Genomic DNA, 13,612 nt, shown 5'->3' with positions numbered 1-13,612 from the left:
CGTCAGATCACTCCGTTCGACTTGAGCAGGCGCAGCTCCTCGTCGCCGAGGCCGAGCTCGCCGACGTAGACCGCTTCGTTGTGCTCGCCCAGCAGCGGCGAACTGGTCACTTCCACGGGGGAGTCGGACAGTTTCAGCGGGCTGCCCACGGTCACGAACTCGCCGCGCTCCGGGTGCGGCACCCGGACGACCATCTCGTTGGCGGCCAGCGAGGTGTCCTCGATGATCTCCTTGGTGGACAGGATCGGTCCGCACGGGATGTTGTGCGCGTTGAGCCGCTCCAGCACCTCCCACTTGGGCAGGGTCGAGGACCACTCCTCGATCAGCTGGAACATCTTGTTGAGCTTGGGCAGCCGGGCCTCCGGCGTCGCCCACTCCGGGTCGTCCGCCAGCTCGGGCCGGCCGATCAACTCGCTGATGGGCTGCCAGCCGACGGGCTGCACGATGACGTACACGTAGTCGTTCGGGCCGCCCGGCGCGCACTTGACCGCCCAGCCGGGCTGGCCGCCGCCGGAGGCGTTTCCCGAGCGGGGAACTTCCGTGCCGAAGTCCTCGTTGGGATATTCAGCAAGCGGCCCGTGTGCCAGGCGCTGCTGGTCCCGCAGCTTCACCCGGCACAGGTTGAGTACAGCGTGCTGCATGGCCACGTTGACCCGCTGCCCACGCCCGGTGCGCTCCCGCTGGTACAGAGCGGCGAGGATGCCCGCCACGGCGTGCACACCTGTCCCCGAGTCCCCGATCTGGGCCCCCGTCGCCAGCGGCGGCCCGTCCTCGAAACCGGTGGTCGACATCGACCCGCCCATGGCCTGCGCGACGACCTCGTACGCCTTGAAGTTGGTGTACGGGCCCTCGCCGAACCCCTTGATGGAGGCATAGACGATACGCGGATTGATCTCCTGGATGCGGTCCCAGGTGAAGCCCATGCGGTCGACCGCGCCCGGGCCGAAGTTCTCGACCATGACGTCGGAGCGCCGGATCAGCTCGGTGAGGAGCTCCTTGCCGCGCTCGGTCTTGGTGTTGAGGGTGATGCTCCGCTTGTTGCAGTTGAGCATCGTGAAGTAGAGGGAGTCGACGTCCGGGAGGTCACGCAGCTGCTTGCGCGTGATGTCACCGGACGGGGCCTCCAGTTTGACGACGTCCGCGCCGAGCCAGGCGAGAAGCTGGGTCGCGGAGGGCCCGGACTGGACGTGGGTCATGTCCAGGACGCGGATGCCTTCCAGAGCCTTTGCGGTCACCGGATCACCTCACTTGTACATGGTCTGGTTCATGGTTCCGGGGGCGTACGCGTCCGGGTCGACCCAGACGTTGATCAGCGACGGCTTGCCCGACTCGCGAGCGCGCCGCAGCGCCGGGCCGATGTCGGCGGGGTCACGGACCTCCTCGCCGTAACCGCCCAGCATCTGGGCGAACTTGTCGTAGTGGACGTCGCCGAGGGTGTTGCCGACCCGCTCGCGCTCCTTGCCGTACTTGGCGGCCTGGCCGTAGCGGATCTGGTTCATGGAGGAGTTGTTGCCGACGATGCCGACGAAGGGGAGGTCGTAGCGGACGAGAGTTTCGAAGTCCCAGCCGGTGAGCGAGAACGCGCCGTCGCCGAAGAGCGCGACGACCTCCTTGTCCGGTCGCGCCTGCTTGGCCGCGAGCACGAACGGCACCCCGACGCCGAGCGTGCCCAGCGGGCCCGGGTCCATCCAGTGGCCCGGTGACTTGGGCTGCACGACCTGACCGGAGAAGGTGACGATGTCGCCGCCGTCGCCGATGTAGACCGAGTCCTCGGTGAGGAAGTCGTTGATCTCGCTGACCAGCCGGTACGGATGGATCGGCGAGGCGTCCGAGCGCAGCTGCGGCAGCCGCTTCTCGAGCGCGGTCTGCTCGGCGGCGCGCAGTTCGTCGAGCCACTCCTTGCGCTTCGACGCGCCCCCGTTGACGCGACCGGAGGCCGCCTCGGTCACCGACTTCAGCACGAGTCCCGCGTCGCCGACGATGCCGAGGTCGATGTCGCGGTTCTTGCCGACGGTCCGGTAGTCGAGGTCGATCTGCACGACGGTGGCGTCCGGTGACAGCCGCTTGCCGTAGCCCATGCGGAAGTCGAAGGGCGTGCCGACGACGACGATGACGTCGGCGTTGGAGAAGGCGTACCGGCGCGACAGCTGGAAGTGGTGCGGGTCGCCGGGCGGGAGCGTGCCGCGTCCCGCGCCGTTCATGTACGCCGGGATGTTCAGCGTGCGGACGAGTTCGATGGCCGCCTCGGTGCCGCGGGTCGTCCACACCTGGCTGCCCAGCAGGATCGCGGGCTTGTCGGCGTGCACGAGCAGGTCGGCGAGCTTCTCGATGGCCTCGGGGTCACCGGCCGAGCGGGTCGAGGCGCGGTAGGCACCGGGCTTCGGCACGCGCGCCTTGTCCGCCGGCACCTTGGCGTCGAGGACGTCGCGCGGGATCTCCAGGAAGGAGGGGCCGGGCGCGCCGTGGTAGCACTCGCGGAACGCCATCGACACCATGTCCGCCGCGCGTGCCGTGTCCGGCACGGTCGCCGCGAACTTGGTGATCGGCGTCATCATGTCGACGTGCGGCAGGTCCTGCAGGGACCCCATCTTGTGCTGGGTGAGGGCCCCCTGACCGCCGATCAGCAGCATCGGGGACTCCGCGCGGAAGGCGTTGGCGACGCCGGTGACGGCGTCGGTCGTTCCTGGGCCCGCGGTGACGACCGCGCAGCCGGGCTTGCCGGTGATCCGCGCGTAACCGTCGGCGGCGTGCGCGGCGACCTGTTCGTGACGGACGTCGACGACTTCGATGCCCTCGTCGACGCAGCCGTCGTAGATGTCGATGATGTGGCCGCCGCACAGGGTGTAGATGCGGTCGACCCCCTCGGCCTTCAGGGCCTTGGCGACGAGATGACCGCCGGAAATGACGTCCTGGGTGTCGTCGGGCATGGCGAAGTCCTGTCCCTTCCTAGGGGGTTGGAACGCTCTCGCGGTACATTGCATACAGTCGACGAATACTGTATGAAGCTTGTTATCCCGCATCCGGTGGGTGGTGTCCAGGGGGCGTGCGGCAGTTTTCGGGAGTCTCGGGGTCGCCCCGGAAGACTCAGGAGTCAGGAGCCGAGATGGACCTGTACGAACACCAGGCAAGGGAACTCTTCGAAGAACACGGCATCTTGGTGCCGCGGGCCGAGGTCACCGACTCGCCCAAGGAGGCGCGTGAGATCGCCCGCCGGCTCGGCGGCCGTGTCGTGGTCAAGGCCCAGGTCAAGACGGGCGGGCGCGGCAAGGCGGGCGGCGTGAAGCTCGCTGCCGACCCGGCCGCCGCCGAGTTGACGGCCCGCCAGATTCTCGGCATGGACATCAAGGGCCACACGGTCCGCAAGGTCATGCTGGCCCAACCGGTCGACGTAGAGGCCGAGTTCTATGTCTCCTACGTCCTCGACCGCGCCGCCGGCCGCTTCCTTGCGATCGCCTCCGCGGAGGGCGGTATGGAGATCGAGGAAGTCGCAGCGAGCAGGCCCGAGGCCGTGGCACGCATCCCTGTCGACCCGGCCGAAGGCGTCACCTCCGCCAGGGCTGGCCGGATCGCCGAGGCGGCCGGACTGCCACCGCAGACGGTCGACGTGCTCGTACGGCTGTGGGAGGTACTGGTCCGCGAGGACGCCCTGCTCGTCGAGGTCAACCCGCTGGTCCGCACGGCACAGGGGCAGATCCTCGCCCTCGACGGCAAGGTCACGCTCGACGACAACGCACGTTTCCGGCAGACCCGTTGGGGTGCCGAGGGTGCGCAACACGACGACCCGCTGGAAGCGGTGGCCGCCGAGCTGGGGCTGAACTACGTCAAGCTCGACGGCGAGGTCGGCATCATCGGCAACGGCGCCGGACTGGTCATGTCGACGCTCGACGTCGTCGCGGGGTGCGGTGCCCGCCCCGCCAACTTCCTCGACATCGGCGGCGGAGCCTCCGCCCGGATCATGGCCGACGGCCTGTCCGTCATCCTCTCCGACCCGGCGGTGAAGTCGGTCTTCGTCAACGTCTTCGGCGGCATCACGGCATGCGACGCGGTCGCCGACGGCATCGTGCAGGCGCTGGACACCGTCCAGTTGACCAGGCCGCTGGTCGTCCGGCTCGACGGCAACAACGCCGCACGCGGCCGCGCGATCCTCGACGAACGTGCGCATCCCCTGGTCCAGCAGGCCACCACCATGGACGGCGCCGCACGCAGGGCCGCCGAACTCGCCAACGCCGCCTAAGGAGACGGACATGGCCATCTACCTCACCAAGGAGAGCAAGGTCCTCGTCCAGGGCATGACCGGCGCCGAGGGCATGAAGCACACCCGGCGCATGCTCGCCGCCGGCACCGACGTCGTCGGCGGCGTCAACCCGCGCAAGGCGGGCCGCACCGTCGACTTCGACGACCGTGCCGTGCCCGTGTTCGGCTCGGTGCGCGAGGGCTTGGCGGCGACCGGAGCGGACGTGACCGTCGTCTTCGTGCCACCCGCCTTCGCCAAGGCGGCGGTCGTCGAGGCCGCCGACGCCGGCATCGGCCTCGCGGTCGTCATCACCGAGGGCATCCCGGTCCACGACTCCGTCGCCTTCACGGCGTACGCGCAGCAGAAGGGCACCCGGATCGTCGGCCCCAACTGCCCCGGCCTGATCACCCCCGGCCAGTCCAACGCGGGCATCATCCCGGCCGACATCACCAAGCCCGGCCGGATCGGCCTGGTGTCCAAGTCCGGCACGCTGACGTACCAACTCATGTACGAGCTGCGCGACATCGGCTTCTCCACCTGCGTCGGCATCGGCGGCGACCCGGTCGTCGGCACCACGCACATCGACTGCCTGGCCGCCTTCCAGGACGACCCCGACACCGAACTGATCGTGCTGATCGGCGAGATCGGCGGCGACGCGGAGGAGCGGGCGGCCGCCTACATCCACGAGCACGTCACCAAGCCGGTCGTCGGCTACATCGCCGGTTTCACCGCCCCCGAGGGCAAGACCATGGGACACGCCGGCGCCATCGTCTCCGGCTCGTCCGGCACGGCGCAGGCGAAGAAGGAGGCACTGGAGGCGGTCGGCGTGCGGGTGGGGAGCACACCGACCGAGACGGCCCGCCTGGTGTTGGCCGCGCTGGAAACCGCCGAGTGACGTCACTCATAGTCGCCGACCGGTGACTGTCGCGTTTCTTGACGCGTCAGTAGCTTCCTTCGTACGACGCCCCGCACGGCAGTGCGAGCCGTGCGCGGCGTCGCGCCATGAACAACCCGCCCCGACTGTGCACCGAGAGCGGAGAAATACGATGGCACCCACCCTCACCCTCAAATCAGGCACCTCCTGGGCCGACGCCTGGCAGCGCTGCCTCGCCGTCGCCCCCGAGGCCTTCCGGGACGACCGCGTCCTCAACCACTGGAACGCCACCTGGCAGGCGGACGGCCATGCCCTGCCCGCCACCACCCCCGTCGACGGCACCCCCATCGCGGGCCCGCCGCGCCTGGACCGCGCCGCCGCTCACCAGGCCGTCCGCGCCTCGCTCGACCAGCACCGCGCCTGGCGGCACATCCCGCTCGACGAACGCCGCGTCCGCGTCGCCGCCACCCTCGACGCGCTCACCGAGCACCGGGAACTGCTCGCACTGCTGCTCGTCTGGGAGATCGGCAAGCCGTGGCGGCTCGCGCAGGCGGACGTGGACCGGGCCATCGACGGGGTGCGCTGGTACGTCGACGGCATCGAGCCGATGCTCGCCGGGCGGGCCCCGCTGGACGGGCCGGTGTCCAACATCGCGAGCTGGAACTACCCGATGAGCGTGCTCGTTCACGCAATGCTGGTGCAGGCACTGGCAGGCAATGCGGTCATCGCGAAGACCCCGACCGACGGCGGTGTCGCCTGTCTGACCCTGGCCTGTGCGCTCGCCGCCCGCGAGGGGCTGCCCGTCACCCTCGTCAGCGGCAGCGGAGGCGAGCTGTCCGAGGCGCTGGTGCGGGCGCCCGAGATCGGCTGCGTCTCCTTCGTCGGCGGTCGCGACACCGGCGCCGCGGTGGCCACGGCCGTCGCCGACCTCGGCAAGCGGCACATCCTCGAACAGGAAGGACTCAACACCTGGGGCATCTGGAACTACTCGGACTGGGACGCGCTCACGGCGGTCGTGCCCAAGCTCTTCGACTACGGCAAACAGCGCTGCACGGCCTACCCGCGCTTCGTCGTCCAGCGTGCGCTGTTCGACGAGTTCCTGTCGGCGTACCTCCCGGCGGTCCGCACGCTCGTGGTGGGACACCCGCTCGCCGTCGAGAAACATGACGACCCCTACCCGGCGCTGGACTTCGGGCCGCTGATCAACGCCGCCAAGGCCAAGGAGCTGCACGACCAGGTGGCCGAGGCCGTCGACCGCGGCGCCGTCCCGCTGCACCGCGGCAAGCTGAGCGACGCCCGCTTCCTGCCCGGCCAGGACACCTCGGCGTACGTCCAGCCGGTCACGCTCCTCAACCCGCCGCCGTCCTCCCCCCTGCACCACGCGGAGCCCTTCGGCCCGGTCGACACCATCGTCCTGGTCGACACCGAGGCCGAGCTGCTCGCCGCCATGAACGCGTCCAACGGCGCGCTGGTCGCCACCCTGTCCACGGACGACCGGGCGACGTACGAACGGCTCGCCCCACAGATCCGCGCCTTCAAGACCGGCCACGGCACGCCGCGCTCCCGCGGCGACCGCGCGGAGCTCTTCGGCGGCTTCGGCGCGTCCTGGCGGGGCGCGTTCGTGGGCGGTGAGCTACTGGTGCGGGCGGTGACGCAGGGGCCGGCGGGGGAGCGGCTGCCGGGGAACTTCCCGGAGTACCACCTGATGCCCTGACGGGCGACTACCTGCTGTGACGGCGGGGTCGCCGCCGGTTGCCGTCGCGACCCCGGTCAAGCCTGGGTCGATTGCCTGGTCGGCACACCCTCCCCGGGGACGGAAACGCAGGTGAAGGGCACTCCGAAACCTTGGTATTGTTGTCCCTGTCGCCGCGCGGAACACCTCCGGCAAGGCGGCGGACACCTCGTCCGGGTGGCGGAATGGCAGACGCGCTAGCTTGAGGTGCTAGTGCCCTTTATCGGGCGTGGGGGTTCAAGTCCCCCCTCGGACACGCACCAGCGAAATGGTGGTCGGGAGTGATCCCGGCCACCATTTTCTGTTGTGGCTGCTGAAGGCGTGGGCAGGCCGGGACACAGCGCCGTCCCGCTGTGCTGCACTGGGCCCATGCGCGCACGGGTGATCGGTGTGGATATCGGTTCGGTGACCCTGGGCAGGTTCGCCTGGGCCGGGATCGACGCGCCTGCGCTGTCCAACACGGGGCAGGGGAGTGACCCGGAGTCGGCGGTTCGGGCCCTCGCCGCCGGGCTGGCCTCGCGGGGCCGGGCCGTGCTGGTGGTGGAGGCGCCGGTGGCCGTTCCGGTCCCCGCGGCCGACCGGGCCGACGCCTGGCAGGCGTTGGGCCGGGCACGGGCCGGGGAGGGGAACCGGCCGTGGTCGGCCGGGGCAGGCGCCGGCGTGCTGGCCACCGGGCTCGCACAGCTCGCGTGGATGCTGTCACGACTGGCCCAAACAGCCACCGATGTGGCGGTGACCACCCTGCCCGACCGGTGGGCGGCCCCGCACGGGCCACGCCTGCTGCTCGCCGAAGCACTGGTGTCCGGTGGGGGCAAGCCCGTACCCACCTCGGCAGGACCCCACGCCGCCGACGCCGAGGCTGCCGCCCGCGCTCTCGCCGAACGCATCCCCGCACTCCCCGGCGCCACGTCGGACGTGCGCTGCGCCCCGCACCGGCCGTTCAACCTGCTCGCCGCGGCCGCCATGTGGGCGGGCCTCGACATCCTGCCCGACGAACTCCACCAAGACGTGCTGGTCGTACGCGCCCGGCCGGCCCGCCCTGCCGAGGAGGGACCCGCGCTCAGGCGCCCTCGCCCGCCAGCTTGATCCGCGCCACGACCGGCAGATGATCACTGCCGGTCCCGGGGAGAGTCCGTACGTCGACGACAGCGGCTCCCCGCGTCATCACCTGGTCGATCCTAGCCACGGGGAAGGATGCGGGCCAGCTGAACTCGAACTCCTCGTCGGCCCAGTCCAGCTGTGACGTCACAGGCGCCAAGCCGCGGTCCCGCACCGTGCCGTTGAGATCGCCTGCCAGGATCACGGGGGTCGAGTCCTCGCCGGTGATTCTCTCGCCCAGCAGCGCCGCGCTCTCGTCACGCCACCGTGTGTCGAATCCGCTGCCCGGCCTGATTCTGACCGACGGCAGATGCGCCACATAGACGGCGATGTCGCGCTGCGGCGCGATCCGTACGACCGCCCGGAGCCCTCGGTTCCAGTCACCCGTCACCGCCTTGGGCCTGATGTCCGCCTGTTCCGCTTCCGTCAGCGGAAACCGCGACCAGAGCCCGACCGTCCCGACGACCACATGGTGCGGGTAACGACTCCGGAGCGCCCTTTCATACGCCGGGAGCGCGCGCGGCGTCAGCTCTTGGAGCGCCACGAGGTCGGGATCGGCGGCGATGAGCGTGCGTGCGGTGGCCGCCGGGTCCCGGTTCTCGTCGCTCACGTTGTGCTGCACCACCGTCAGGTCGTGTGCCCCGGGACTGCGGGGGAGCAGGGAAGGGCCGAATACGGCGATCCAGACCACCGCCGCCGCAAGGACTGCCGACAGCGCGCCGGCCGAGCGGCGCAGGACCGCCAGAGCGAGCAGGGGCAGGATCGGCACTCCGAGCCAGGGCAGGAAGTTCTCGATCAGACCGCCCGGATTTCCCAAGCTGCTGGGCACGAGCGAGGGAAACAGCAGGAGAAGGGTGACCAGGAGGGCCAGGAATGCGCACACGCGTCCACGGGTCCACGCGGTCCGCCCGCGCGCATCCCGCCGCCCCCGGCTCAGGACCGCCGCCTGAATATCGGCCTTTCTGATGGCCACCCTCCACGCCCCTCTGACGGCCACCCTCCACGCCGCTCTGACGGCCACCCTCCATGCTGCCGTACGGCCTACCGGCCCAAACGCGCGATCACAGCTGGTCGAGGACCGCGAAGGGGTCTGCCGAGTCCCTGGTGTCGACGGCGACGATACGCCGTCGCAGGGCGAAGGCCGCACCGGGCGGCAGGGTGACCTGCCGCCGGCTCGTGATCCAGGTGCCGCAGGCGTAGGCGGTCGCCGAGTGCCTGGTCGCTGCGGTACTGGCGGGTGTCCAGCCACATTGAACTGGGCGAGCCGGCCCATACCGCGGGACGCCGTATCTCAGTGGCGCGGGAAGTACGCCTTCGGCAGCCGCATCCCGCGGTCCGCCATGATCTTCCGCACCCGGTCCGGGTAGTTCGTGATGATGCCGTCGACGCCCATGTCCATCAGCGCCTCCACCGTGGCCGGGTCGTCGCAGGTCCACGGGACGACCTTCAGGCCCCGGGCGTGCGCCTCGGTGATCATCGTGCGGTCGGGGTAGAAGCGGAAGCCGGGGTCGCCGATCTTGCCGTTCTGCGGGAAGCCGTAGTTGGGCGAGAGGGCATTGACACCGGGGATCGTCGCGGCGGCCTTCACGAAGTCGCCGTCGTAGTCGTCGGCGTCGATCCCGCCCAGCCAGGGGGAGGCGCCGGGCTTGCCGACCTGGAGGAAGTCGTAGTTGGTCAGCGCCACCAGCGGCCACCTCGGCGCCAGCTTGTGCATGGCCTTCAGCGCACCCCAGTCGAAGGACTGGATCGTGACCTGACGCTCCAGGCCGGAGGCGCGGATCTCCTCGAACACCCGGCGCACGAACAGCTCACGCGGGGCGGTCTGCTCGGGCGCGCCCGCCTCGACCTTCGTCTCGATGTTGAGGGTGACCTGCCGGGCCTTGTAGCGCTTGACCAGGTTCAGCACGTCCCGGAGCTCGACCATCCGGGCGCCCTTGATCTGCTCCTGCTCGGGGTGGCCCGGCAGCTGCTGGTAACCGCAGTCCATCGTCCTGATCTGCGCCAGCGTCAGATCCTTGATGTACTTGCCGACGTACGGGTACATCGGGTCGCCCGGCACGACCGGCGCCGTGTCCCGGCACTTCTGGGTGCTGACCTGCCGGTCGTGCGTGACGACAACCTTGCGGTCCTTGGTGACCTGGGTGTCCAGCTCCAGCGTGGAGACCCCCAGCCGCAGCGCCTTGCCGAACCCCTCCAGAGTGCTCTCGGTCGTCATGCCGAGGCCGCCGCGGTGGGCCTGCAGGTCGAAGCGCGTCGTATGGGGGTAGGCGCCGGGGGCGTCCGTCGGCGTCGCGTGGGCGGCCGTCGGGGCGGCGAGCACCGGCACCAGGACCAGGCCCGCGAGGACATGTCGTACCGACATCGAAACCTCACTCGTTCGGGTTGGGGCGACCCCAGGACGCTAGTCCGGCACCGGGGCGCGCCCGAAGACCTGGATGTGATCCGGCTGTGAACGCCGGCGGAACCCGAGGGTGATGCCGCCCGGAAAATAGCAGGCCGCCCGGCCGCCGGACGCTGCATCATGACGGTCCGCCGCCCGTCGTACACCGGGCGCGCGTCCGAGTGACCGTGACCAACATCCTGCTGTCCGGCGTCGTCGGCTCGACCGCGTACGGACTCGCCCACGCGGGCTCCGACGTGGACCGGCTCGGCCTGTTCGCCGCCCCCACCGAGACCCTGCACGGCCTCCACGGCCCGAAGGAGTCCCACGTCACCACGGCACCCGACCGCACCCTGCACGAGGCGGCGAAGTGGTGCCGCCTCGCCCTCGGCGGCAACCCCACGGTCATGGAACTCGTCTGGCTGCCCGAGGAGTTGTACGAGGTGAGGACCCCCCTCGGTGACGAGGTGATCGGCATCCGGTCGTCCTTCCTCAGCGCCCGCCGGGTCCGCGACGCCTATCTCGGGTACGCCACGCAGCAGTTCCGCAAGCTCGTCAGCCGCGGCGACGGCTCGTTCTCCGCGGACACCCGCAAACGCACCGCCAAGCACGCCCGCCACCTCAAGCGGCTGTGCACCCAGGGCTACGAGCTGTACGCCACCGGCCGGTTGACGCTCCGGGTCGACGATCCCGAGAGCTACCACGCCTTCGGCGAACGGGTCGCCGCCGACCCGTCGGCCGCCCTGCCGCTGCTGCGCCACTTCGAGGCGGCCTTCGACGACACGCGCGGCGTGCTGCCCGAACAGCCCGACGACAGGGCCGCCGAGGCATGGCTGCGGCGGGTACGGCAGCACTTCTACACACCGGACGCCGTGCCCGCGTAACCCCGGGCGCCGGCGCTCGGAAAATCCCGTGCAGCGCACGGGCCTGCCTCCCTACACTCGCCTCGTTGTCGAACAGCGAGTCGAGTGAGGGGAGCCGGGCCGTGCGTGACCGCACCGCTGTCGTCCCGCTCCCGCTACGAGGTGATCCTCGTGTCTCCGGCCGCCCGGTGCCCGCTGCGCGGCCGGCACCGGAGGACCGCGACGAACGTCTGAGCGCAGGCAGGAGTCAGCACTTCACGCCCGCCTGCCGCCGCCCTCGCCGTCCGTCCGCACATCGCGCTGCCCTCTCACACCGCATCACCTCGAAAGGCCAAGGGCCGTGCGCACCGCACCGAACCGACACCTCACCACCGTCCGCAACCTCGGCATCCTCGCCCACGTCGACGCCGGCAAGACCACCCTCACCGAACGGATCCTCTACGCCACCGGCACCACCCACCGGCGCGGCGAGGTCCACGACGGCACGACCGTCACCGACTTCGACCCGCAGGAACGCGACCGGGGCATCACCATCTTCGCCGCGGCCGTCAGCTGCGCCTGGGACGGGCACCGGATCAACCTGATCGACACGCCCGGGCACGTCGACTTCGCCGACGAGGTGGAGCGATCGCTGCGGGTGCTCGACGGGGCGGTCGCGGTGTTCGACGCCGTCGCGGGCGTCGAGCCGCAGAGCGAGTCCGTGTGGCGGCAGGCCGACCGGCACGGCGTACCGAGAATCGCGTTCGTCAACAAGCTGGACCGTGCGGGCGCCGACCTGGACGCCGCCGTCGCCTCCATCCGAGACCGGCTGCACCCGGCCCCGCTGGTCGTGCAGTTGCCGATCGGCGCGGAGGACGGCTTCACCGGCGTCGTCGACCTGGTGCGGATGCGGGCGCTGAGCTGGTCCGACGACGCGGAGACGGTCGTACCGCAGCCGGTTCCACCGGGCCTGCGCGACGAGGCGCACCGGCGGCGACGGCTCCTGGAGGAAGCGGTCGCCGAGCTGCACCCGGACGCGCTGGAGGAGTTCTGCACGGCCGGGGCGCTGTCCGACCAGACGCTGGCCGCGGCACTCCGCGACGTGACCCGCACCGGCGACGGCGTCGTCGTCCTGTGCGGCTCGGCGTACCGCAACCGGGGCATCGAGCCGCTGCTCGACGCGGTCGTGGCGTATCTGCCGTCGCCGCTGGACGTGCCGCCGGTGCGCGGCACCGGCGGAGAGGAGCGCGCCGCCGACCCGGAGGCGCCGCTCGCGGCGCTGGCGTTCAAGGTGAGCGCCACACCGACGGGACGGCTGACGTACGTCCGGCTGTACTCGGGGACGATCGAGAAGGGAGACACGGTGTGGGACACGGCTGCGGGGCGCGCCGAGCGGATCGGGCGGATTCTGCGCGTGCGGGCCGACCGGCACGCCCAGGTGGACCGGGCGGTCGCCGGTGACATCGTGGCCGTGGTCGGGCTGAAGTCCGCCCGCGCCGGGTCGACCCTGTGCGCGCCGGACGCGCCGCTCGTCCTCGAACCGCCCAGCACGGCCGAACCGGTCGTCACCGTGGCCGTCGAAGCCCGTACGTCCACCGACACCGACCGGCTGGCCACGGCACTGGCCCGGCTGGCCGAGGAGGATCCGTCGCTGGTCGTGCGGACCGACCCCGAGACCGGGCAGACCGTGCTGTCGGGCATGGGCGAACTGCACCTGGAGGTGGCGGTGGAGAAGATCCGGCGCGGCCACGGGCTGGACGTGGGCGTCGGCCGGCCGAGGGTGACGTACCGGGAGACGGTCGTGCGCGGTGTGTCCGGGCATGTCCACCGGCATGTCAAACAGGACGGCGGGGCGGGCCAGTTCGCCCATGTCGTCCTGGACGTCGAGCCCCTGGAGGCCGGGTTCGAGTTCCGCTCGACGGTCGTCGGCGGGCGCGTACCGCAGGAGTACGTCCGTGCCGTCGAGGCCGGCTGCCGGGACGCCCTGACCGAGGGGCCGCTCGGCGGGCATCCGGTGACCGGGGTGCGGGTGACGCTGACCGACGGGGCGACGCATGTGAAGGACTCGTCCGAGATGGCGTTCCGGACGGCGGCCCGGTTCGGCATGCAAGGTGCCCTGCGCGGCTGCGCGATGACCCTGCTGGAGCCGGTCGTCGAGGTCACGGTCACCGTGCCGGAGGACGCCGTGGGCGGTGTCCTCGGTGACCTCGCCGCCCGGCGCGGCCGGGTCTCCGGCTCGGTCACCCGGGCTGGCTCGGCGGTCGTCACCGCCACCGTGCCGCTGGCCGAACTGTTCGGCTACGCGACCCGGTTGCGCAGCCGCACCCAGGGCCGGGGCACCTTCACGGCCCGGCCCACCGGCTACGCACCGGCGCCGGTGACGGCAACGGCCGCCCGGTAGCGCGGTCGGCGGCCCCGTCCTCATGCGGGCGGGGCCGCCATCACTCGTCGT

The 13,612-nt window shown here is 71.0% G+C and carries 10 protein-coding genes and 1 tRNA gene; 7 read left to right on the top strand and 4 right to left on the bottom strand.

Translation table 11 applies throughout. The features are described 5' to 3' along the window. Positions 1-2: 2 nt before the first annotated feature. Together frc and HJD23_RS05205 are read right to left on the bottom strand one after the other, a co-directional pair. Positions 3-1,235, bottom strand: coding sequence for a formyl-CoA transferase (gene frc, locus HJD23_RS05210; protein WP_171109505.1), 1,233 nt, complete (start codon positions 1,233-1,235; stop codon positions 3-5). Between the two features lie 9 nt (positions 1,236-1,244). Then, positions 1,245-2,927 carry a thiamine pyrophosphate-binding protein gene (locus tag HJD23_RS05205; protein WP_171109506.1) on the bottom strand — a complete coding sequence of 561 codons (1,683 nt, stop codon included), beginning with the start codon at positions 2,925-2,927 and terminating at the stop codon, positions 1,245-1,247. Between the two features lie 176 nt (positions 2,928-3,103). On the opposite strand from HJD23_RS05205, the gene sucC reads away from it, so the two are divergent. The 5 genes from sucC to HJD23_RS05180 all read left to right on the top strand — a co-directional run bounded on the left by sucC (position 3,104) and on the right by HJD23_RS05180 (position 7,926). Then, positions 3,104-4,234, top strand: coding sequence for an ADP-forming succinate--CoA ligase subunit beta (gene sucC / locus HJD23_RS05200; RefSeq protein WP_171109507.1), 1,131 nt, complete (start codon positions 3,104-3,106; stop codon positions 4,232-4,234). Positions 4,235-4,244: 10 nt separating this feature from the next. Beyond that, complete coding sequence (gene sucD, locus HJD23_RS05195) at positions 4,245-5,129, top strand: succinate--CoA ligase subunit alpha (RefSeq protein ID WP_171109508.1); 885 nt, start codon at positions 4,245-4,247, stop codon at positions 5,127-5,129. A gap of 151 nt (positions 5,130-5,280) precedes the next feature. Then, a complete protein-coding gene (locus tag HJD23_RS05190; RefSeq protein ID WP_171109509.1) occupies positions 5,281-6,822 on the top strand; it encodes an aldehyde dehydrogenase family protein in 1,542 nt (513 codons plus the stop codon). A 189-nt stretch (positions 6,823-7,011) separates the two neighbouring features. Continuing rightward, a tRNA-Leu gene (locus HJD23_RS05185) sits at positions 7,012-7,096 on the top strand. A gap of 113 nt (positions 7,097-7,209) precedes the next feature. After that, the gene (locus HJD23_RS05180; protein WP_171109510.1) at positions 7,210-7,926 is read left to right on the top strand and encodes a hypothetical protein; all 717 of its coding nucleotides are present in this window, start codon (positions 7,210-7,212) and stop codon (positions 7,924-7,926) included. On the opposite strand, the gene HJD23_RS05175 is transcribed toward HJD23_RS05180, so the two are convergent. Both HJD23_RS05175 and HJD23_RS05170 read right to left on the bottom strand, forming a co-directional pair. Then, positions 7,901-8,767 carry an endonuclease/exonuclease/phosphatase family protein gene (locus tag HJD23_RS05175; protein WP_240980633.1) on the bottom strand — a complete coding sequence of 289 codons (867 nt, stop codon included), beginning with the start codon at positions 8,765-8,767 and terminating at the stop codon, positions 7,901-7,903. The two genes, HJD23_RS05180 and HJD23_RS05175, sit on opposite strands and share 26 nt — an antisense overlap. Before the next feature lie 462 nt (positions 8,768-9,229). Further along, on the bottom strand, positions 9,230-10,300 hold the full coding sequence (locus HJD23_RS05170) for a glycerophosphodiester phosphodiesterase family protein (RefSeq protein WP_171109512.1): 1,071 nt from the start codon (positions 10,298-10,300) through the stop codon (positions 9,230-9,232). A 200-nt stretch (positions 10,301-10,500) separates the two neighbouring features. On the opposite strand from HJD23_RS05170, the gene HJD23_RS05165 reads away from it, so the two are divergent. Together HJD23_RS05165 and fusA are read left to right on the top strand one after the other, a co-directional pair. Continuing rightward, positions 10,501-11,202 carry a nucleotidyltransferase domain-containing protein gene (locus tag HJD23_RS05165; protein ID WP_171109513.1) on the top strand — a complete coding sequence of 234 codons (702 nt, stop codon included), beginning with the start codon at positions 10,501-10,503 and terminating at the stop codon, positions 11,200-11,202. Positions 11,203-11,521: 319 nt separating this feature from the next. After that, positions 11,522-13,561, top strand: coding sequence for an elongation factor G (fusA, locus tag HJD23_RS05160; protein ID WP_171109514.1), 2,040 nt, complete (start codon positions 11,522-11,524; stop codon positions 13,559-13,561). Positions 13,562-13,612: the final 51 nt, after the last annotated feature.

It is taken from the genome of Streptomyces sp. Z423-1, from assembly GCF_013009255.1.
Taxonomy (GTDB): domain Bacteria; phylum Actinomycetota; class Actinomycetes; order Streptomycetales; family Streptomycetaceae; genus Streptomyces; species Streptomyces gossypiisoli.
This window is presented reverse-complemented; position numbering and strand designations above follow the sequence as displayed.